The sequence below is a fragment of the Arthrobacter sp. EpRS71 genome, assembly GCF_001512285.1.
Lineage (GTDB): Bacteria > Actinomycetota > Actinomycetes > Actinomycetales > Micrococcaceae > Arthrobacter.
In genome coordinates, this window is record NZ_LNUV01000003.1 from 660,090 (window position 1) to 681,559 (window position 21,470).

A 21,470-nucleotide genomic window follows, 5' to 3' on the forward strand; every position below is an offset into this window, starting at 1 on the left:
CCGACAGGCATAATTGGGGGGTGAATGCTCCCCGCGCCTGGCTCATCTGGACGATCGGCGTCTTCGCCTACCTGGTGGCAGTGGCGCAGAGGACCTCTTTTGGCGTTGCAGGCTTGGAGGCCACGGACAGATTCCATGCCAGTGCCTCTGCCATCTCTTTTTTCACGGTGCTTCAACTTCTGGTGTACGCAGGGTTGCAGATCCCCGTGGGCGTCCTGGTGGACAGGTTTGGTTCGCGGGCCATGATTGCCGGCGGCGCCGTGCTCATGGGATTGGGACAGTTGCAGTTGGCCTTTGCGGACAGTGTTCCCGGCGGCGTCCTGGGCCGGGTCCTGGTGGGTGCAGGGGATGCGATGACCTTTATTTCGGTGATCCGATTGGTTCCTTTGTGGTTCGCTCCTGCCAAGGTTCCGCTGGTCACCCAGCTGACCGGCATGAGCGGCCAGCTTGGTCAGCTCTTCAGTGTTGTTCCGTTCGCGCTGCTTCTCCACACGGCCGGTTGGGCGCCCGCTTTCCTGACCCTGGCAGCTATGTCCGTGCTGGCAGTGGTGCTGGTACTGGCAGTCCTTCGCGATGCCCCACCCGGGCACCCACCCCGGGAAACCGGCCAGGGGCTCCGTGCCACCGGCGTTTCCCTGTCCCGCGCATGGAAACAACCCGGGACCCGGCTGGGACTCTGGAGCCACTTCACCGTTCAATTCAGTGGCAACCTTTTCGCGATGACCTGGGGCTATCCCTTCCTGTTGTCTGCCCAAGGACTTGATGCCGGAACCGTCTCCGGCCTCATGGCGCTGTTTGTGGCCACCGCGATCATTGCCGGGCCAGGGTTCGGACGGTTCGTTTCCAAACATCCCATGCGGCGGTCCGCCATGGTTCTGCTGATTGCCTTGGCGACAACCATGGCTTGGGCTGCTGTGCTCATACTTCCCGAGCGCGCCCCATTGTGGCTCCTGGTTATTTTGGTGGTGGTGCTGGCTGTGGGCGGGCCTGGATCCATGATCGGATTCGACTTTGCCCGAACCTTCAATCCCTCGCACCGGATCGGCACAGCCACCGGTATTGTCAACGTCGGCGGTTTCATCGCTGCCCTCATTGCCATCTATCTCATCGGACTGGTGCTGGACCTCCTGTACGCCAGCGGTTTCTCCGGCGGAGATCTCTACGGTCTCGCACCGTTCCGTATTGCCCTGAGTGTGCAGTTCGTCTTGCTGGCCCTTGGTACGGTGCTCATCCTGGTGGCGCGGCGGAAGGTTCGCCGCCAAATGGCAGCCCAAGGGATTCATGTGCAGCCGCTTCTGGCCGCCTTGGCCAGGCAGCGCCGGGAACGGATCGAGCGACGACGTGCCACACGCCCCGCGTCTCAGGACGAGCAGTAGACACCAGCCCTTGAGGCTTTTCCGCTGCAGCTTTTCCACATAGGCATGATGGTCACTGTCTCCTCCGGATGGAGTTGCGCAGGGTGGAACCATGACTTCCAACAGAACGCTCAGCATCCACCAGCCCGAAGACATTCTTGCTTACATTCCCCACATGTTGGGTTACTGGCCCGAGGACAGTCTCGTAGCAATCACCATGCAAGGGAAAACCCTTGGAGCCACGCTGCGCGTGGACCTGCCACATCTTGCGTCACGTGAGGCCCGTGCAGGTTTCGCAGACCAGATCCGGAGCTTCCTGGTTGCTGATGAGGACGCCAACGGGGTGGTGCTCGCGGTCTACACGGACGCCGGGTGGGAGGACGGCACCGTGGTGCGGCAGGCAATTCCGCTGCTCCATGCACTGCAGCTGAGTCTCGATGAGGTTGACTTATCGGTTCGTGACTCATGGTTGGTTGGCTCCGAGTACTGGCGTAGCGCTTACTGCACAGATCTTCACTGTTGCCCGGTCCCGGGGTTGCCTGTTGAACGCATCAAGAACAGCAGGCTCAGCGCAGAGCTGGTGTACAGGGGGAGTTCCATAGGGCCGTCACCCAGGAGCGCGCTCGGAAAACCACGGCTTGCCAGTCCGGGGGCCCTTGATCCTTTGGTTTTGGCAGCAGAGTCGCGCTACGGCAAGCAAATTCTCGGTCGATGGCGGAGTGAGCGCTGCCTGGACGCCATCCTTGCCGTGTGGCACCACGTGCTGAGCCGGGTGGAGGCGGGCCACCCTTTGCAATCCGGCTTGGATGCTCACATCATGGGCTTCTTGAGGACAACCCTCAGGGTCCCTGCCTGGCGGGACGCTGTGGTGGTCATGGCGGCAGCCGGCGTGGACTCTGCGAAGCGCGGCGCATCAGCGATCGGCCTGTTCGCTGACGACGACGATGACGGCGACACACCGTTCGACCCCCAAGAACTAGGAGTAGCAGGGCCGGTTCCCGCCGCCGCAAAGGTACTGCCTGAACGACCTGCCGACGGTGACGTCTTCACGTACGGTGACGTCCTGCTGGGGATGCAGCCGGATGTGCCTTGCTGGAGAACCTTGGATGCCCTGCAAACGGTCCTGGCCGGGTTATGTGTCGATGGCGAATCCGGCGTCGTGCCTGCAGCGGCACTGACGCTGCAGGGCTGGATTGCCTGGTGCAAGGGGCGCGGATCCATCGCCCACGCGTGCCTCAGCGGGGCGGAGGCCGCCCAGCCGGGCTATCGACTCGCCGAACTGCTCATGGGTGTCCTGGGCCAGGGGACCATTTGTGCGTGGGCGCGACGTTCCAGCACTGCCTGGCGTGGATATAAGGACACGGTCGCGTAGGGGTTTGGGCATTCATCAGGAGTATGTTTCGCAAAACCGTGAGACAATGGATGCCGAGACCCGGTTGGGTCCGCGTTCGAATGCCTGAATTGGCCCCTTCGCCGGGAACAATACAGTGTCGTCGGGAGTTCTCTATAGAGACTCTGCAGACGGCGATCGCATTTGAAATTGATCGCGGACTTGACAGGGTCATAGTGGTGTTGCCCGTATGGTGATTCCACAGACCGCCGCTAGAAAGGTTTTCTGTGACCCCGTCTTCCGTCGAGAAGGAACCCGCCGCCCAGGCCGAATTGTCCGCTGAGGAAAAGAAGGCGGCAACATCGGCAAAGCGCGCAGCGACACGTGCTGCCAACAAGGCCTCAGAGGGCGACCCTGACAAGCCGGCACCCAAGAAGCGCGGACCCAAGCCCGGCGCGAAGGCCGCCGCTGAAGCCGCAAACAAGTCTTCAGGCTCCGACGCTGAGGACTCCAGCGGCGAGGATGAAGACTTTGATCCCGCAGCTGCCGAGGAAGTCGAAGTCGGAGACGACGAGGACGGCGCCACGGCCACCAAAGACAAGGCTGCGCCTTCCGGTTCAGGATTCGTCTACTCGGATGCCGACGACGACGACGCTCCTGTCCAGCAGGTCATGTCGGCCGGCGCTACGGCCGACCCCGTCAAGGACTACCTCAAGCAGATCGGCAAGGTGGCTCTGCTGAATGCAGAGCAGGAAGTTGATCTCGCGCTTCGGATTGAGGCTGGCCTCTTTGCCGAGGAAAAGATCAACGCTGACGACGGATCCATGGATCCCAAGCTCAAGCGTGAGCTTGAATTCGTCATTCACGATGGCAAGCGCGCCAAGAACCACCTGCTCGAAGCCAACCTGCGCCTCGTCGTGTCCTTGGCCAAGCGCTACACCGGCCGTGGCATGCTCTTCCTGGACCTCATCCAGGAAGGCAACCTGGGCCTTATCCGCGCGGTAGAGAAGTTCGACTACACCAAGGGCTTCAAGTTCTCCACCTACGCAACGTGGTGGATCCGCCAGGCAATTACGCGCGCCATGGCAGACCAAGCCCGCACCATCCGTATTCCGGTGCACATGGTGGAAGTCATCAACAAGCTGGCCCGCGTACAGCGCCAAATGCTGCAGGACCTCGGCCGCGAACCGACGCCTGAGGAGCTGGCACTCGAACTGGACATGACGCCTGAGAAGGTTGTTGAGGTCCAGAAGTACGGGCGCGAGCCGATTTCACTGCACACCCCGCTGGGTGAAGACGGTGACTCGGAGTTCGGCGACCTGATTGAGGACTCGGAGGCTGTTGTTCCGGCCGACGCCGTCAGCTTCACGCTCCTGCAGGAGCAGCTGCATTCCGTTTTGGACACGCTGTCCGAGCGCGAAGCCGGAGTCGTGGCGATGCGCTTCGGTCTGACCGACGGACAGCCGAAGACTTTAGACGAAATCGGCAAGGTCTACGGCGTCACGCGGGAGCGCATTCGTCAGATCGAAAGCAAGACCATGTCCAAGCTGCGGCACCCGTCCCGCTCGCAGGTCCTGCGGGACTACTTGGACTAAACAAGCAGAGTCATGAGACGTGGCCCGGCCGGATTTCCGGCCGGGCCACTTTCTTGAGCGCAAACAGTTGAGAATCTGGAGCGAAAGCAGTTCAGGCACCTCAGCCAGTTAACTGCACGTCAGCCAGTTATACGCAACAAGGCCCCTCCCTGGTGGGAGGAGCCTTGTCATGTAGTCACCGCGGGTTCCGGGTGAGCCGGGTTGCCTAGTCGACGGGGACGGGAGCCTTCTCGTTGAGGCGCTCGGTCTCATCGTGCCAGTCGGAAGTCATGGGCCGAAGCGTGGCTTCAACTGCGCGGGCGTGGTGGCCGCAGAAGAGCAGCTCACCGCCGGAGGACTCGAGTACAACGCGGACGTACGCTTGGGCTCCGCAACGGTCACAGCGATCAGCTGCGTTCAGCGTGCGGTCTGCAACTGCTGTTGTCATGTCGGCCTCCTTAGTAGTTCTGTACATCCATATAACCAGCATTCGACGCAGATCCATGGCAAGGATGGGTCACTTTCGCTGTCCGCGTATCACATGTGCGTAACGTAACCGGGAAGGCTGCGCCCGCTGTGGAGTGGCAAGCAGGGGTTCCAGCCTTCCCCGGCTAGGCTGGTACGGGCAGTGTTTGCCGTGATTTACCAGCCATACACGGCTGGGAAGTACCCCCGAGATATACCCCGAAGGAGCACACCGCGAGTGGCACCGAGTTCTGAATACAACGCCCGGCATTTGTCTGTCCTTGAGGGCCTGGAAGCCGTTCGAAAGCGCCCGGGCATGTACATCGGCTCAACGGACTCCCGCGGTCTCATGCACTGCCTGTGGGAAATCATCGACAACGCCGTGGATGAAGCCTTGGCTGGCTTTGGACATGACATCAAGGTCATTCTGCACGCGGACAACTCGGTGGAGATTCACGACGACGGCCGCGGTATTCCCGTGGACGTCGAACCGAAGACCGGCCTCTCCGGCGTCGAGGTCGTCTTCACCAAGCTGCACGCGGGCGGTAAATTCGGCGGCGGCTCCTACACTGCCTCGGGTGGCCTGCATGGTGTGGGAGCATCTGTGGTGAACGCGTTGTCGAGCCGCTTGGACGTCCAGGTGGATCGTGGCAGCAAGACGTACCAAATGTCATTCCGCCGTGGCGAGCCTGGACGCTTCGTCGATTCGGGGGCAAAGCCAAGCCCCAATGCGCCCTTTGAACCGTTCGTTGAGAAGTCGGTGCTCGACGTTGTGGGCAAGGCAAAGCGCGGTGTCACGGGAACCCGCGTGCGTTATTGGTCGGACCGCCAGATTTTCACCCCTGACGCCAAGTTCTCTTACGACGATCTGGCGTCAAGGGCGCGTCAGACTTCCTTCCTTGTGCCGGGCCTGAAGATTACCGTGCGCGACGAACGCAAGCTGGCCGGGACGCCGGGGGAGTCCGGTGTTCATGAGGAAGTGTTCCACCACGACGGCGGTATTTCCGAGTTCGTTGAGTTCCTCGCGGCCGATTCCGGAGTGACGGACGTTTGGCGCCTTCATGGGTCCGGAAAGTTCAAGGAAACCGTTCCCGTGCTCGATGACAACGGGCACAGCAAGATCGCCGAAGTGGAGCGTGACTGTGAGGTGGACATAGCCCTGCGTTGGGGCATTGGTTATGAGACCACTATGCGCAGCTTCGTGAACATCATCGCCACGCCCAAGGGCGGCACGCACCAGTCCGGTTTCGAAACTGCCTTGTTGAAGACCTTCCGCAAAGCTGTGGAGACGAATGCACGCAAGCTAAAGGCCGGGAACGACAAGATCGAGAAGGACGATATTCTCGCCGGGTTGACTGCCGTACTCACTGTCCGGCTGGCGGAGCCGCAGTTCGAGGGACAGACCAAGGAGATCCTTGGCACCTCCGCGGTCCGGGCAATTGTTGCCAAGGTGGTTGAGAAGGAAATAACCGCGAGGCTGAATTCGGCCAACCGCAACGACAAAGCCCAGTCCGCGCTCCTCCTGGAGAAGATGGTGGCCGAGATGAAGTCGCGCATCTCGGCCCGTGTGCACAAGGAAACCCAGCGCCGCAAGAACGCGTTGGAAACGTCTTCGATGCCCACCAAGCTGGCGGACTGCCGGACTGATGACGTGGCGCGCTCTGAGCTGTTCATCGTAGAGGGCGACTCGGCTCTCGGTACCGCCAAGCTGGCGCGGTCCTCTGACTTCCAGGCACTGCTGCCCATCCGGGGAAAGATCCTTAACGTCCAGAAGGCATCTGTTGGCGACATGTTGTCCAACGCTGAGTGCGCCGCGTTGATCCAGGTTGTTGGCGCCGGCTCGGGTCGAAGCTTCGATATTGACGCTGCACGCTACGGCAAGGTGATCCTGATGACCGACGCAGACGTTGACGGCGCGCACATCCGGACCCTGCTGTTGACGTTGTTCTTCCGTTATATGCGGCCCATGGTTGAAGCAGGCCGCGTGTTTGCGGCTGTCCCGCCGCTGCACCGGGTGGAGGTCATCAACCCGGGACAGAAGGCCAATGAGATGATCTATACGTACTCGGAGGCCGAGCTCCACGTGCTTCTCTCCAACCTCGCGAAGGAAGGCAAGCGTTACAAGGAGCCCATCCAGCGGTACAAGGGTCTGGGTGAGATGGACGCTCAGCAGCTGGCCGAGACCACCATGGACCCGCGCCACAGGACCCTTCGGAAGGTGGGCATCGAAAGCGCCCAGCGCGCCGAGGAGGTCTTCGACCTCCTGATGGGCTCCGACGTTGCACCACGCAAGGAATTCATCATTGCGGGTGCAGCCACCCTGGACCGGGAACGCATCGACGCTTAGCTCGGGGTCCGGGGAGCCGGTTCGTCTCCAGCGGCTGCTTTGGTGTGCGAGGGGGCGGCGAACGTAGCGGCCCCCACCACCAAAGCCAACGCGCCCAGGCCCCAAGGCAGCCCGGCGGCGACGGCAACACCGCCCACCAGCAGCGGACCACCGGCGTCGCCGAGTTCACGGCCCAGTTCCGCTGTGCCCATGGTCCTGCCGAGCCGTTCGGGGGGCGTGGCATCGGCCAGGTGGGCGAAGGCGAGGGGCGTGGAAACCCCTATTCCCACACCGATGAGTACTGCCGCGCAGTAAATCCAGACCGCTCCTGACAACGCTGCGGCCATCAGGGTTCCTGCCGAGATGGCGAGCAGGCCTGCCACCATCCCTGGCCTGTCCACGATTCTTCCGTGATGGCGAAGCCGGCCGACGCGGGGCTGTATCAGCGCCGACGCGACTGCCAGCACCGTGACCACGGCTACGCTGCCCCCTGTCCCCAGCCCCTCCCGTGCGGCCAGGGCGGGGAGGAAACCAACGGTAGCCCCGAGGGCTCCCGTGGCGGCAGCCAGTACGAGCGTTGGCCCAAGGAATGAGCGCTCGGTGCTCTGCCGCCAGACATCCACGATGGTATATCTGGGGCGGGGAAGCGGCTGCAGCCGGGGTACCGATGCAAGGGCCCAAACAGCCACCGCCAGGCCCAGCGCCGCAAGAATACCGAACAGGAGGCTGAACCCTCCAAGGATGATGGCCAAGGCTCCCAAGAGTGGGCCGACGGCGTAGCCAAGCCCTTTCCATGATCCGTAGCGTCCAAAATAGTGTCCGGTCTTCCCGCCTGCTAGCCGGGCGACACTGGCGGACGAGGCCGGTGAAAAGGCAGAGGCGGCCATTCCTTGACCCAAGCGGGCAGCCGCGAGCAGGGCGGGCTGATCGGCCCAGAGGCCAATCAAGGAGGCGGCGGAGAAGGCCACCAGGCCACCCACGATCACCGGCTTGGGTCCAATACGGTCGCTGAGGGCGCCGAATACCGGTTTGAGAAACACTTCTGCGACGTCGTACAAAGCCAGCAGGATGCCCAGAGTCAGCAGGCTGAGTCCGATGTCGGCGCTTTCAGCCCCCAGTCCAGCAGCGACAGCATGGGCGCCGAAGGCGGTGGTAAAGCCCGCGGCGTAGAGGGGCCAACGCTGGCTGGCCGGAATATCAGGATGATCTGCTTCGGGGGCTTTCACATCATTGAATGTAACAGCTGCTACATTCGATGATGTGATTGATGAACGATGGCTCCTGATTTTGGTCCAGGTTCCTGCGCAGCCGTCCCGGCACAGGGTGGCCGTGTGGCGGGAATTGCGTCGGACCGGGGCGGTTCCGTTGTCGCCGGGAACCTGGGTTCTTCCTGCCCACCCGGCCTTTGACGAGGGCCTCTCTCGAGCTGAGGCGCTGGTGGCGAAGGGCGAAGGATCCTGGACGCTGGTGGACGCCGTGCCCCGGAATCAAGGGGCTGGGACTTTCCGTGGCGCGTTCGAAGCAGCCCGGCTGGAGGAATGGGAAGAGTTCACGGCCGATTGCGGAAAATTCGAGCAGGAGATAGCCAAAGAGATCTCACGGGAGAAGTTCACTTTTGCCGAACTGGAGGAGGAAGAGCAAAGCCTGGAGCGACTGAGGCGGTGGTTCAGGGAGTTGAAATCGCGTGATGTCCTCCGCCTGCCCCAGGCGGACGACGCTTCCGCACATTTGGTTCGCTGCACCGAAGCGCTGGAGGCTTACGCGTCCTTGGTGTATGACGCGACGCTGCCCGAGTAGGCGCTGCCCGAGTAAGCGGTTCTCAGTGGGAGGTGCTGGTCAGCCCAGTAATCCTGGAACGATCAAAAGTGCCGTGGGCACCGCAAGCAGCAGGGCCGAGGCCAAGAGGACCAGTACCCGCGCAGGCTTGGTGAGCGGCGGCTTGGGTGAGAGCAGGCGGCTGACGCGGGACGCCGTCGTGCGCGGTGAGTCGGCACCACCGGTGGCGCTGACAGCGTTGCCCTCCACGACGGCGCCAGCAGCGCTCAGTGCCTGGCCGCCGGGAACCTGCCCGTTGAGTGCCGGCTGTGAGGTGCCGCTGGCAACAATGGCGATGGCCTTGATGAGCGTGCCTTTGCTCTCGGTGCGGAGTGCGACGTCGTCGGCCAGCATTTCGATCAGTGAGTTCACGGCCGTCTGGGCCAGCCGGGTGGTGGGGAACCAGGGCAGTGCCTGACGCCAGGCGGCAAAAGCCCACAGCAGGAGATCGTGGCGTTGGGACAAATGGGCATTTTCGTGAATGAGGACGGCCCTGAGCTCGGCTGGTTCCAGCGCTGCCATGAGGCCGTCGGACAGGACCGTTACTGATCGGGCGCCGCCGGGCAGACAGTAAGCCACCGGGGAGTCGTGGTTGATCACCACGGTGCCGGGACCGTCGTCGGACGGTGATGCCAGCAGGGCGAGCAGTTCCCGGTGGCGTCGCCGCTGGCGTTCAATCTTGTAGTAGGTCAGCAGGAGGGTGAAGACCAGGTGCGCGGTCAGCAACGCCGCTGCGGAGAGCGCAAAGAGATGCCAAAAGCCAAGCGCGGTGGTGGGTTCGTTGTTGAAAACCATCCCGGCCAGGCTTTTGAGCCCAGCTATGAGGTTGTCCCCGATTGGCTCCAGTCCGTAGACCAGCATGGCCCCAATCATGGACAAGCCACCTGCAAGGGCGATCGCCTGCCACAGCACCATGGCGGTGAAAGGGGATCGCGCAGGCCACTGTGCGCGCGAGAGCAGCACGGGTACCGGCCACGCCAGAATCAATGCCAGGACCGCAAGCAGGTATGAGGTCCAGAACATAGTGGCTAATTGTAGCCGAGCAGTTTGCGCAGGGTAGCGGCTTCACTTTCGGTGACGGAACCAATGAAGCGGGCAAGCACTGCCTCGCGGTCCGGAGCGGAGCCCAGGACTTCATGCATGAGTTCGGCGGTGTGGTCCGCGCGGCTCGAGACGGCTTGGTAGCGGTGCGGCCGCGTTCCGCGTTCGCGCTCTACCAGGCCCTTCTTTTCCAGGCGTGAGAGCACGGTAAGGACCGTGGTGACTGCCAGGTCCTTGCCTTGATGACCCGCTGTGCCGTCCCCGGCCTCGGAATCCTGCGCCAAGAGATCACGCAGTGTGTTGGCAGTTGCAGCCTCCTGACCTGCCCAGAGCAGATCCATCACTGCCCGTTCCAGTTCCCCAAGACTTGCCATCGATACGTCCCTACCTTCCGCTTTCCGGTGCAGCGTGCCTGCTGCCGGAAGCGATGATCCAACATTCCACAATAAATCTACCGCTTTTCAGACCTTCATTCTACGTGAGGTAGAACTATCGGCGCGCCGCTTCCGCCGGAAGTCCCTTGCGCGTGGCTTAGGCCACTTGAAGAATGGGTTTCGTCGGCCCACGTTTGTTCTACACTGTGTAGAAGAGAAGTTTTCTACGTTACGTAGAAGTTAGGTCATCGTACTTCGGTCCACCGCACAAAGGACAGCCATGGACGCCTTGGAAATCGCACGCTGGCAATTCGGCATCACCACCGTCTACCACTTCATGATGGTGCCGCTCACTATCGGTCTGGGACTGGTGGTGGCCATCATTCAAACCATCTGGTACCGCACCGGCAAACCCGAGTACCTGCGGATGACCAAGTTCTGGGGAAAGCTCTTCCTCATCAACTTCATCATGGGTGTAGCCACCGGCATCGTCCAGGAATTCCAGTTCGGCATGGCATGGAGCGAGTACAGCCGCTTCGTCGGCGACGTATTCGGCGCACCGCTGGCCCTCGAGGCACTGTTGGCGTTCTTCGTTGAATCCACCTTCCTGGGCTTGTGGATCTTTGGTTGGAAGCAGCTCAAGCGCGGTGTGCACCTGGCCTGCCTGTGGATCGCCGTGATTGGTTCGGTCTTCTCCGCGTACTTCATCATCGTGGCGAACTCCTGGATGCAGCACCCCGTGGGCGTTGACATGGTGGACGGCCGGCCAGTGATGACCGATGCCTGGGCAGTATTTACCAACAACACGGCGCTGGTTGCCGTGCCGCACACCCTGTTCGGTGCACTCGCCGTAGCAGGAGCCTTCCTTCTGGGCATCGCCTGGTACCACCTCTGGCGCCGGCGCCACGACGGCATTGACGTTGTGGGCAAGGACGGCAAACTGGTCCCCGGCGAAGCCGCCATTCCGGGTCGCGACAAAACCGATTACACCGTCTGGATGAGGTCCCTGCGGATCGGTGCAGTGGTGGCCATGATCTCCTTCGCAGGAACTGCCATCACAGGTGACCTGCAGGGCAAGCTCATGTTCGAGCAGCAGCCCATGAAGATGGCTGCCGCCGAAGCTGCCTGCCACGACGGCACGGGCTTCTCGGTACTGAGCGTCGGTAACCTCGGCGCCACCAACTGCGACGACATTGTGGCTGTCATCGAAGTACCCGGAATCCTCTCCTTCCTGGCCAAGGGCGACTTCACCACAGAGGTCAAGGGTGTGAACAGCCTGCTGGGTGAGTACAAGGAGAAGTACGGCACGCACCTGCCGGACAACCCCCTGTACGGCGAGCGCGCCGGACAGGAAATCCAATACGTTCCCGTCATGGAAGTCACTTACTGGGGCTTCCGCATGATGATCGGCTTCGGGGGCATCGCCGCCTTCGCCGCCCTGCTGGCACTCTGGGTGACCCGAAAGGGTGTAGTTCCCGAGTCCAAGTGGCTCATGCGCCTGGCCGTCTTCGGAATCCTTGCACCGTTCGGCGCCAACGCCGCCGGTTGGATCTTCACCGAAATGGGCAGGCAGCCTTTCGTGGTGGCCCCCAACCCGGATATGAACGGCATAGATCAAGTGTTCATGTTTACCGCCGCTGCGGTGTCGCCGGGCGTCAGCGCAGGCGAGCTCATGACCTCGCTGGTGGTTCTCACCGCCATCTATGCCGTGCTCCTGGTGGTGGAAGTGAAGCTCCTGGTCAAGTACATCCGTGGCGGGGTGGCCTCGGCGATGCCCGAACTGGCGCACGCGCAGGACTCAAAGGATCCACACGATAAGAACGACGACGGCGCCGGCCCGGACAAGTCCGGCGACGACGTCCTGGCATTCGCCTACTAGAAACCAAGGGGTAATGACAATGGAACTGTTGCCAACCATCTGGTTCGTGGCCATCGCAGTGTTATGGACCGGGTATCTCTTCCTGGAGGGTTTTGACCTGGGCGTCGGCATGCTCATGAAGCTGTTCGCCCGCAACAATACTGACCGGCGTGTACTGCTTAACACCATTGGCCCGGTCTGGGATGGCAATGAAGTGTGGCTGCTCACCGCAGCCGGTGCCACTTTCGCCGCCTTCCCCCTCTGGTATGCCTCGCTGTTCTCCACCCTTTACCTCCCGCTCCTTGCAGTCCTGGCTGCATTGATCTTCAGGGCAGTCGCTTTTGAGTACCGCGGCAAGGTGGACTCAGAGCGCTGGCGCAACCGTTGGGACTGGGCGATCGCCATCGGGTCCTTCGTGGCCGCCTTCGGCATCGGCGCCGCACTGGCGCTCACCACCACAGGACTGCCTTTGAACGAGAATGGTGACCGCGTCGGTGGCCCCATGGCCTGGTTCAGCGGCCATGCACTTCTGGGCGGTTTCGGTGTGGTGGCGTTCGCGCTGGTGCACGCCCTGGCGTTCCTCGCCCTGAAGACCGACGGCGATGTTCGGTACCGGGCCCGCCGCTGGTTTGTGCGACTGGTGCCGTTTGCGGTGTTGCCAATGTTTGGCTGGATGGTGGCGGTCCAGTTCCTGAGCGGCAAGCCGTGGACCTGGGCTTTGGTGGCGGCCGCGGTTATCGCCGTCGTGCTGGCCTGGCGCTTGGCCCGCGCAGGATCCGAGGGGCGCGCGTTCGGTGCCCTCGGCGCGTTCATTGTCTGCGCCACAGCGTCCATCTTCGGAGCCGCATTCCCTGTGGTCATCCCCTCCACGATCGATCCCGCTTTCAACCTGACCATTTCCAACGCCTCTTCTTCGGACTACACACTGGGCCTCATGAGCATCGTGGCGGCCGTTGGCCTGCCACTGGTGATCGCCTACCAATCATGGACGTATTGGGTGTTCCGGCGGCGTGTCAGCGCAGCCCACATCCCGGAAGCCCACGGATTCCTGCCCGCCATTGCTGCGAAAGTGATGGTATCCAAGGACAGCCCCTCCTCCACACGAAGCCAAACGGGAGATTAGTCGCTCCATGAAACCCGTGTTCCCCTCCGGCCCGGCAACGCGATCGGCGCTTTACGCCATTGGCCTCATGTCCGCCCTCAAGGCACTGTCCCTGGTTCTCATGGCGCAAGCCGTAGCGGGGATGCTGGCAGGGCTCGCCTCCGGATCAGGGGACTGGCACAACGGACTCGTCTGGGGTGCGGCCGGTGCGGTCCTGAGGTCGTTGACCGTGTGGGGTCAAGGCATTGCGTCCAGGCGGGCTGCCTTGGGCGTCAAGGAGGAATTGCGGGCCCGGCTGCTGAGGCGCTCACTGTCCGACGCCGGTCCGTCACCGGTAGCGGGAATGAACGACGGCGGCCTGGCGATCCTCGCCACGCGGGGCCTGGACGCGTTGGACGACTATTACACCCAGTACCTGCCGGCAATCGTAAACTGCGCCACGGTCCCATTGCTCATCGGAGCACGGATCCTCTTTGCTGACTGGGTCAGCGCCGTGGTGATCGTCCTGACGGTTCCTTTGGTGCCTCTCTTCATGGTCCTGATCGGCAGGCATACCGAGGACACCGTCCGGGAGGCGCAAAGCACGCTCCGGAAACTGTCCGGCCACATTCTTGAACTCGCCAAAGGACTTCCCGTCCTGGTGGGCCTCGGACGTGCCACCGAACAGCGCGCAGCGCTGGAAGACATCTCCGAGCAATACCGTGCCCGAACCATGGGCGCCCTCCGCACGGCATTCCTCTCCGCGCTGGCCCTGGAACTTATCGCCACCATCTCAGTGGCCGTGGTGGCTGTGTTTATCGGCGTCCGGCTGGTGCATGGCGATATGGCCCTCGAAGCAGGACTCCTTGCATTGATCCTGGCCCCGGATTGCTACCTTCCCCTCCGGGAGCTCGGCACCGCCCACCACGCCAGTGATGATGGCAGGGCCGCGCTCGAAACCACCAACGCCGTACTGGACGCCCCCTCGCACCAGCGGCTGCAGGAGGGCCGCCCGTCAAGCCCGGCTCAAGTGTCCAGTACGGCTCAAGTGTCCAGTACGGCTCAGGCCGGGGTGGTGGTGAGCGGGCTGACGGTGACGTACCACGGAAGGTCCGCACCCGCCGTCGGGCCCCTCAGCTTTACGGCAGAGCCGGGCCGCGTCACGGCCCTCGACGGCGACAGCGGCGCCGGGAAGAGCACAGTCCTGGGCGTCCTTGCCGGCCTCATAGGGCAAGGGCCGGGGACCTCGGTCACCGGGACCATCACCGGAGCAGCCCCCGGAACAGTGGCGTGGGTGCCGCAACACCCGGTCATGGCCACTGAAACGGTGCAGGCAGAGATTGAGCTTTATTTGGAGGGATACCGGGGGAACGCAGCCGAAGCCGTCACCCGTGTCCTTCGGAAGGCGTCCGCCGAGCACCTGGGCGCCGGGAATCCAGCGGAGCTGAGCCCCGGAGAAGTGCGGAGAGTTGCCTTGGCGCGCGGACTGGCCCGTGTGGAAGCCGGCGCAACCGTCCTGCTGCTCGACGAACCCACCGCCCATCTGGACCACTATTCGGCAAGCGTGGTCCGCCGCGCCATTGAGTCGCTGCGTGGCAACGTCACCGTGATCCTGGTGGCCCACGACGCCGCCACCCGGGCGCTCGCCGACCACCTGGTCCCTGTAGGGAAACAGCGCCGAAACTCAGCGCTCTCAGCACCCGGAGCGGGCAGTTCGCACGGCGCCACCGCTACAGCACGGGCAGCTGCCGTCCCCCCGAAGGGCCCTGAAGCAAAAATCGCGCCACCATCGGCTCCCACGGCCAGCAGCCTGCGAGGTCTCCTCCAGACGCTGAAGCCCGTGCGGTGGAAGTTTGCCGCAGCCGGTGTAGTGGCCGTCCTGGCCGCCCTCTTCGCAGTAGCGTTGTCAGGCCTGTCCGGGTGGCTCATCATCAGGGCCAGCGAACAGCCGCCCATTCTCTACCTGCTCGGCGCGATCGTGGGAGTAAGGTTCTTCGGCATCGGAAGGGCCGTGCTGCGCTACTGCGAGCGTCTGTTGACCCATGACGCCGTCTTCGCTGCCATGACACGGCTCCGCGGTTCACTCTGGGCATCGCTGAGCCGCAAGGCGCTGTCCCTACGGCGCCTCCTTCAAGGCGGCAACGTGTTGGGCACCATCGTGGATGACGTAGACACCCTCAGGGACCTTCTTCCCAGGGTTGTCCTACCGCCCGTGACTGCGCTCGGAGTAGGAGCTGCGGCCATCCTCGCCACAGCCATCGTTATCCCCGAGGCACTGCCGGCTGTGATGGTGTCCGCCGTGGCGGGCCTGCTCATTGCGCCAACCCTTGCCGTCCTGGCTGACAGGAACGCGGCCAAAGCCGAACAACAGATGCGTTCCGTCGTGTTGCGGGGAGTGGCAGCCGCCCTCGACGCCCGGGCGGAACTCAACGCCAACGCAGTGCAGGAGCCGATCCTTGACGCACTGCGCGCCAAGGACCGCAGCGCCACTCTCTCTGCGCAGCGCTCGGCATGGGCAGAAGGGCTGGGCCAGGCCACCATTGTCCTGGCGTGCTCTCTTGCCGCCCTGTGGGCGGGCGCGCTGAGCGCACCCGGCGTGCTCAACGGCACCATCGCCCCTGAACTCGCAGCCGTCATTGTCCTGATGCACCTGGCACTGGTTGAACCCTTCGGTGGAATCGTGTCCGCTGTACGCCAAGGCCCGGCGCTCGCAGCTGTCCTGGGCCGGGTTTCATCATCCGGCGCTTTGGACACACCCGGCCCCACCACCCCTTCTGAAGAGCACGACTCCCATCAGCACTACTCAGAAGAGCACGACGGCGGCACGCTGCGCCTGCCGGATCGTCCTGGCGGGGCAGGCCTGGAACTTCTGGACGCGTCAGCGGCGTGGCCGGGTGGCCCCACAGTCTTTGCCGGCGTGAACGCGGTTGCCGGTCCGGGCCGTTGGCTGGCCGTGACTGGCCCCTCCGGCGCGGGGAAGTCCACGCTCCTCTCCGTATTGCTGGGATTCCTGCCGCTGGCGGGAGGAACTGTGAAGCTCTCCGGGACCGCGGCGTGGTGCCCCCAAGAGGCGCACCTGTTCGACTCCACCATCCGCGGCAACCTCCTGTTGAGCCGGCCGGCCGCAGCAAAGCCCAGCGAGGCCCAGATGCATAAGGCCCTGGCCGACGTCGGGCTTGACGCTGTGGTGGCAGCATTACCGGAGGGGCTGGACACCCGCATCGGGCCCGGAGGTTCTTTCCTCAGCGGCGGAGAACGTCAGCGGCTTGCCATGGCCAGGACGCTCCTGACCGGAGCGTCCGTGTTGCTGCTTGATGAACCAACGGCGCATTTGGATGCGGCCTCGGCGCGGGACATGATGGCCATTCTCCGTAACGGACTCAAGGACGTCACCGTTGTGCTGGTTACCCACAACCCTGAGGACATTGACCCGGCAGATGTGAGGCTTGAGTTGCCTGGAGGGCAGGCTGCCGCGGAGCACGCTTCCGGGAGATCCACACCGGGCGCGGCGGAACTGGTGGGAAGGCCTACTCCTCAGTAGCCTGTTGGCATGCCTTCCGAAACCCCGAGCCAAGCCATTCCTGATGCCATAGCCACCGGGCTGAGCTGGCGGCCAGCCATCATGGCGGACCTCGATAACTGGGCGGGCCTGATAGCCCGGACAGCCGCGGCCGAACATCCCGTCTGGTATGAAAAGCGCGGCGACCTGCTCCATGTGCTGGAGTCCACCAAGAACCCGGCGGAGACAAGCACTCTGCTGGGCTTGGACTCCGAGGGCGTGGCCCGTGCTTATGGGCGCATCGTCAAGAACCCTGGTGGAGACAAAGCCACCGGGATGGCGTGTGTTGACCCGGAATGGCAACGACGCGGCATCGGCTCCGCCGTCCTGGCGTGGCAGGAAGGACAAGTGCGCAAGCGGTTCCAGGCCGACCACGCTGCCGGGCATACTACGGCGCCGCCTCGTCTCCGGATCCAGACGGAGGAACAACACGAGCATCAGGCCGCCCTCCTGATGGGGCACGGCTACGGTGCCGTGCGCTGGTTCAACGAAATGCACCGGCCCCTTTCGGCCGAACTGCCCCAGGCACTCCTGAGCGCAGGGCTTGAGCTGAGGACGTTAAATCCCTCACTCTTTGAACCCGTGCGCCGGGCCCATAACGATGCGTTCAGGGACCACTGGGGGAGCGAGCCGCGGGATGAAGAATCCTGGCGCTTCACCATCGAGGAGCCTACCGCCAGGCACGATCTCAGTGCCGTGGTGATCGATTCCGCCACGGGGGAGGTGGCCGGATATCAGCTGACCAGCTTCGATCCCGACTCGGCCGCGGAGCGCGGTTTCACAGAAGGCTACACGGAGCTCCTTGGTGTGCGCCGTGCCTATCGGGGCCGGGGCATTGCCCAAGCACTCCTCGCCGACGCCATGCAGCGTTACGCCTCAGCCGGCATGGAGGTGGCGTCACTGGACGTGGACTCGGCCAACCCCACGGGGGCGTTGGAACTCTACCTCGGCATGGGCTACACGCCCGTGAACCGCAGCATGACGTGGGAGAAGATGCTCTAGGGCCTAGCCGTCCACATCATGAAGATGATGGACAACATCGTGAAGGAAATACTGGGAGAACGTCAGCACAGTAAAGGAGGATCCGTTGCTTCGGGTCCCGCTGCGCTGCCAATCATCCTCGGTGACCCTGGCGAAGGACCCGGCAATTTCCTTGCCTTCCGCCTCAAGTTCGTCGGCCACCGTCCGAGGATCCGCTGTTGCGTACTCGCCGTCGATCGCTGCTTGGTCCTGGTCCCAGTTGGCGAAGCGGGCGTCATCCTCTGTGAGCATCAGGTTCAGTCGCTGGTCGAACAGGCTGAAGACGTCGCGGACATGGCAGGCGTACTCAAGGTTGGACCACGTGTGGTCATTGGGGCGTGTGGCCACGCCTTCCTTGTGCAGCACGGACCGCCAGCGGGGGAGCATGTTCAGGACGGTGCCGGGCACCGTGGAAGGCGTCACCGTGGCGGGGTCGAAGCCGCACTCGGGGCAGGGCTCCGAGAGCACCCAGGTCCAGTCTTTTTCATCAGGAATGATGGGCATGCGGCCAGTCTAAACTGATCCAGCCCATGCGCTTGCGCGGCCCTGTAAATCCCGGGAAATATGGCGTCGTTTTCTATAACATACGGACCCGCCCGAGAGTAAAGTTCGTTCCGGGGGGAGAGCCGGAAAAGAGAAAACAATGCTCAAGGATCAGCAGGTTGGTGCCGTCCTACCGGCACAGGACATAGCCCGAGCACGCGCTTACTACAGCGAAAAACTCGGACTGGAACCCGAAAATCCGGACGACGACGACAACCTTCAGTACAAGTGCGGCGATGGAACTGGATTCTTCATCTATCAGACACCGAATGCAGGGACTGCCAAGAACACTCAGATCGGCTGGATGGTCAGTGACATCAAAGCCGCGGTACAGGAGCTGCGAGGCAAGGGAGTCAAGTTTGAAGACTATGACTTCCCTGGCTTGAAGACCGAGGATGGCGTCGCCACCATGCCGGACGGTACGGCTGCGGCCTGGTTCCTGGACAGTGAGGGAAACATCCTCAGCATCAACCAAACCGGCTAGCCCACGCGGTGGCCTCACATGGCTACGGCATCACAAGGGCCGGAGGCTTGTACCCCCGGCCTTTGCCGTGCCTGACACCACCGCCGTGCGTGACATCACCGCCGTGCGTGGCGGAGACCCTGCGGCTATTCTGCGGCTTCAGCCCACGCCATGCTCGGGCCGATCGCTTCCACGGGCTGTGACAGCGGAACCCCGGATCCATCCCTGCGGCCGTGTTCGTGGGGAAGTGCCCGTGCCACCCCGGCCGCTGAGGACGCCTTGGCGGGACCATGCCCTGCCCAAGCCAGGAGCAGAGTGTCCTCGCCCTTAAGGAACCGGTGGACACGTACGCCGCCCGTGGCCCGGCCCTTGGCCGGATACTCCTCGAAAGCGGTCACTTTCGCAGTACCAGGTGCCGTTCCGGGCAGCGCGCCGTTGGTTCCGGCGATCGTCACCACGACGGCGGCAGGGTCGTCCGCGCGGACGGTACCGAAGTGGATCACTTCGTCGCCCGCGGCGAGCTTGATGCCGGCCATGCCACCGGCCGTGCGTCCCTGCGGGCGGACGTTCGATGCACTGAAGCGAAGCAATTGAGCCTGCCGGGTCACGAAGACCAGATCAACGTTGTCCTCCTGCGCCGCTTCCACAGCGAGTACCGAGTCCTTGTCCTTCAGGGCAATGATTTCCCAGTCCTCGCGGTTCAGCGGGTAATCCGGTTGGACACGCTTCACTACGCCCTGGAGCGTGCCAATGGCGAGGACAGCGTCCAAGGGCACAAACGCCACCAAGGTTTCACCCTTAAGCAACGTGATGAAGTCCTTGGCCGGTACGCCACCGGCCAGGTTGGGCAGGCCTGATACCGGTGGCAACACAGGCATGTCCATCACTTGGAGCCGGAGCATGCGTCCCTGCGACGTAACCGCACCGATTTCACCCCGCGCGGTGGTCTTCACCACGGAGCGGAACACATCATGCTTGGTACGGGGGCCAGCCTCGGCGAGCGGCTCCTGATTGGATGTCCTGGCGATTTGGCCCGAAACGCTGAGCAGGGCCCAGCAGGGGTCGTCCGGAATTTCCAAGGGCAACGCTGCGGCTTTGCCCTTGGGCCCCGGGACGGACGCTGCCAGCGCTGCAGCAACGGTGGGGGAGACCGCTTCTGATTCCAAGAGCACGGTGCGCCGGGGCGTGCCGTACTTCTCCGCCACCACAGCCAACTCGCCGGAGACAAGATCGCGGAGCAACTCGTCCGAGGCAAGGATGGCTTCAAGTGCCTCGATTTCGCGGCGGAGTTCGTCCTGTTCCTTCTCCAGTTCAAGGCGCGAGTACTTGGTCAATTGCCGCAGGCGCAGTTCCAGGATGTAGTTGGCCTGGATTTCGGTGAGGTCATAGATGGACATGAGGCGTTCACGCGCAGCCGAGGCTTCGTCGGAGGAACGAATGATCTGGATGACTTCGTCGATGTCCACGATCGCGATCAGCAAGCCCTCCACCAGATGGAGGCGGTCCTTCTTTTTGCCGAGGCGGAAGGCGGTGCGGCGGCGCACCACATTCAGGCGGTGTCCAACGTAAACCTGCAGCAACTGCAGCAGACCCAGGGTCTGCGGCTGGCCGTCCACCAAGGTGACGTTGTTGATGCCGAAGGAATCTTCCATGGGCGAGTAGCGGTACAGCTGCTGGAGCACGGCGTTGGGGTTGAAGCCGTTCTTCAACTCGATGACCAGGCGCAGGCCGTGATTACGGTCAGTGAGGTCCACAACATCGCTGATGCCGGTCAGTTTCTTGGCGTTGACTGCATCCTTAATCTTCTCGATGACCTTTTCCGGGCCCACCATGTAGGGCAGTTCGGTGACCACCAGGCCCGTACGGCGGGCGGACAGCTGTTCCACCTCAACCTTCGCGCGGGTCTTGAAGGATCCTCGTCCCGTGGCATAGGCATCCCGGATTCCGTCCAGGCCCACGATCCGGCCACCCGTGGGAAGGTCCGGGCCTGGGATAAACCTCATGATCTCCTCCAGCGTGGCAGCAGGGTTCGCGATCAGATGGCGTGCCGCGGAGATCACCTCCACCAGGTTGTGCGGAGGCATGTTGGTGGCCATACCTACGGCGATGCCCGTGGTGCCGTTGACCAACAGGTTGGGGAATGCTGCCGGGAGGACGTCGGGCTGCGTCAATTGGTTGTCGTAGTTGGGGACAAAGTCCACAACGTCTTCGTCCAGATGGTCCGTCATGGTCAGCGCGGCGGCCGCCAAGCGAGCCTCGGTGTAACGCGGAGCTGCCGGTCCGTCGTCGAGCGATCCGAAGTTGCCGTGGCCATCGATCAGCGGCAGGCGGAGCGAGAAGTCCTGCGCCATACGCACCATGGCGTCGTAGATCGCGGTGTCGCCGTGCGGGTGGAGCTTGCCCATGACTTCGCCCACCACGCGCGCGCTCTTGACGTGTCCGCGATCCGGGCGGAGGCCCATGTCGGACATCATGTACAGGATGCGCCGCTGAACGGGCTTCAGACCGTCGCGGGCGTCCGGGAGCGCACGCGAATAAATCACCGAGTAGGCATACTCCAGGAAGGAGCCTTCCATCTCGGACGTGACGTCGATGTCCACGATGTTCTCTGTGAAATCGCCAAGGGGCTCGGCTGTGCGTGCTGATTTTTGGCTGCGGGCCATGGG

At 63.1% G+C, this 21,470-nt stretch carries 16 protein-coding genes; 10 read left to right on the plus strand and 6 right to left on the minus strand.

Going from position 1 to position 21,470, the window contains the following annotated elements; translation table 11 throughout:
• Positions 1-20: 20 nt before the first annotated feature.
• The 3 genes from AR689_RS05810 (at position 21) to AR689_RS05820 (ending at position 4,280) form a co-directional block, all read left to right on the plus strand.
• A complete protein-coding gene (locus tag AR689_RS05810) occupies positions 21-1,376 on the plus strand; it encodes an MFS transporter (RefSeq protein WP_062067982.1) in 1,356 nt (451 codons plus the stop codon).
• A 91-nt stretch (positions 1,377-1,467) separates the two neighbouring features.
• A complete protein-coding gene (locus tag AR689_RS05815; RefSeq protein ID WP_062067984.1) occupies positions 1,468-2,727 on the plus strand; it encodes a DUF4192 domain-containing protein in 1,260 nt (419 codons plus the stop codon).
• A 245-nt stretch (positions 2,728-2,972) separates the two neighbouring features.
• The gene (locus AR689_RS05820; protein ID WP_062067986.1) at positions 2,973-4,280 is read left to right on the plus strand and encodes an RNA polymerase sigma factor; all 1,308 of its coding nucleotides are present in this window, start codon (positions 2,973-2,975) and stop codon (positions 4,278-4,280) included.
• A 205-nt stretch (positions 4,281-4,485) separates the two neighbouring features.
• On the opposite strand, the gene AR689_RS05825 is transcribed toward AR689_RS05820, so the two are convergent.
• Positions 4,486-4,707, minus strand: a complete 222-nt coding sequence (locus AR689_RS05825) for a DUF7455 domain-containing protein (protein ID WP_018778705.1) — start codon at positions 4,705-4,707, stop codon at positions 4,486-4,488.
• A 255-nt stretch (positions 4,708-4,962) separates the two neighbouring features.
• Between AR689_RS05825 and AR689_RS05830 the strand changes: the two genes are divergently transcribed.
• A complete protein-coding gene (locus tag AR689_RS05830) occupies positions 4,963-7,071 on the plus strand; it encodes a DNA gyrase/topoisomerase IV subunit B (RefSeq protein WP_062067988.1) in 2,109 nt (702 codons plus the stop codon).
• Here AR689_RS05830 and AR689_RS05835 read toward each other — a convergent pair.
• Positions 7,068-8,276 carry an MFS transporter gene (locus AR689_RS05835; protein WP_062067990.1) on the minus strand — a complete coding sequence of 403 codons (1,209 nt, stop codon included), beginning with the start codon at positions 8,274-8,276 and terminating at the stop codon, positions 7,068-7,070. The two genes, AR689_RS05830 and AR689_RS05835, sit on opposite strands and share 4 nt — an antisense overlap.
• A 34-nt stretch (positions 8,277-8,310) precedes the next feature.
• Between AR689_RS05835 and AR689_RS05840 the strand changes: the two genes are divergently transcribed.
• Positions 8,311-8,847 (plus strand): Chromate resistance protein ChrB, encoded by a 537-nt coding sequence (locus AR689_RS05840; RefSeq protein WP_062067992.1) that lies wholly within the window; start codon positions 8,311-8,313, stop codon positions 8,845-8,847.
• A 39-nt stretch (positions 8,848-8,886) separates the two neighbouring features.
• Here AR689_RS05840 and AR689_RS05845 read toward each other — a convergent pair whose 3' ends face one another.
• Entirely contained in the window at positions 8,887-9,888 is a 1,002-nt protein-coding gene (locus AR689_RS05845; RefSeq protein WP_062067997.1) for a M56 family metallopeptidase, read from the minus strand.
• A 5-nt stretch (positions 9,889-9,893) separates the two neighbouring features.
• Positions 9,894-10,280, minus strand: a complete 387-nt coding sequence (locus tag AR689_RS05850; protein WP_011774471.1) for a BlaI/MecI/CopY family transcriptional regulator — start codon at positions 10,278-10,280, stop codon at positions 9,894-9,896.
• Between the two features lie 280 nt (positions 10,281-10,560).
• On the opposite strand from AR689_RS05850, the gene AR689_RS05855 reads away from it, so the two are divergent.
• From AR689_RS05855 to AR689_RS05870, 4 genes are read left to right on the plus strand one after another with little or no spacing between them, the layout of a single operon-like run.
• Positions 10,561-12,159 carry a cytochrome ubiquinol oxidase subunit I gene (locus AR689_RS05855; RefSeq protein WP_062067999.1) on the plus strand — a complete coding sequence of 533 codons (1,599 nt, stop codon included), beginning with the start codon at positions 10,561-10,563 and terminating at the stop codon, positions 12,157-12,159.
• 19 nt (positions 12,160-12,178) lie between these two features.
• Entirely contained in the window at positions 12,179-13,261 is a 1,083-nt protein-coding gene (gene cydB / locus AR689_RS05860; RefSeq protein WP_062068001.1) for a cytochrome d ubiquinol oxidase subunit II, read from the plus strand.
• Between the two features lie 7 nt (positions 13,262-13,268).
• Positions 13,269-16,760: a thiol reductant ABC exporter subunit CydD gene (cydD, locus tag AR689_RS05865; RefSeq protein WP_062068003.1), complete on the plus strand. Its 3,492-nt coding sequence runs from the start codon at positions 13,269-13,271 to the stop codon at positions 16,758-16,760.
• A 9-nt stretch (positions 16,761-16,769) separates the two neighbouring features.
• Entirely contained in the window at positions 16,770-17,780 is a 1,011-nt protein-coding gene (locus AR689_RS05870; protein ID WP_062068005.1) for a GNAT family N-acetyltransferase, read from the plus strand.
• Positions 17,781-17,783: 3 nt separating this feature from the next.
• On the opposite strand, the gene AR689_RS05875 is transcribed toward AR689_RS05870, so the two are convergent.
• On the minus strand, positions 17,784-18,302 hold the full coding sequence (locus tag AR689_RS05875; protein ID WP_062068007.1) for a DinB family protein: 519 nt from the start codon (positions 18,300-18,302) through the stop codon (positions 17,784-17,786).
• 139 nt (positions 18,303-18,441) lie between these two features.
• Between AR689_RS05875 and AR689_RS05880 the strand changes: the two genes are divergently transcribed.
• The gene (locus AR689_RS05880; RefSeq protein ID WP_062068009.1) at positions 18,442-18,825 is read left to right on the plus strand and encodes a VOC family protein; all 384 of its coding nucleotides are present in this window, start codon (positions 18,442-18,444) and stop codon (positions 18,823-18,825) included.
• A 125-nt stretch (positions 18,826-18,950) separates the two neighbouring features.
• On the opposite strand, the gene AR689_RS05885 is transcribed toward AR689_RS05880, so the two are convergent.
• Positions 18,951-21,467 (minus strand): DNA gyrase/topoisomerase IV subunit A, encoded by a 2,517-nt coding sequence (locus AR689_RS05885; protein ID WP_062068011.1) that lies wholly within the window; start codon positions 21,465-21,467, stop codon positions 18,951-18,953.
• Positions 21,468-21,470: the final 3 nt, after the last annotated feature.